The organism is Streptomyces sp. SID11385 (assembly GCF_010548245.1).
In the GTDB taxonomy this organism is placed as follows: Bacteria; Actinomycetota; Actinomycetes; order Streptomycetales; family Streptomycetaceae; genus Streptomyces.
Window position 1 is genome coordinate 1 of the sequence record NZ_JAAGLR010000101.1, and the last position, 215, is coordinate 215.

General features: G+C 80.0%; 1 protein-coding gene. It reads right to left on the minus strand.

Annotated features, from left to right (window positions below; all coding sequences use genetic code 11):
* The coding region (locus tag G3I42_RS03310; RefSeq protein WP_164282339.1) for a hypothetical protein at positions 1–215 on the minus strand (215 nt) is incomplete at both ends.

Consider the following 215-nt stretch of genomic DNA (forward strand, 5'->3'; position numbering starts at 1 on the left):
AGGAGCCGGCCGAGGGCGCCGAAGGCCCCGGTGACGAGGTAGGTGCCGTCCGGGCGCAGGCGGGGCGGGAGCGGCCCGGTGAGCCGTTCCCCGGCGGGCCGCAGGCGGAGCGTGGCGCGGGTGTCCCCGCGCAGCCCGATCTCCTCCTCGTCGTCGGCGAGGAACTCGGCGAGCAGCGTCGCCGCCTCCTCGGACGCGGTGGCGCGCGCGGGGTC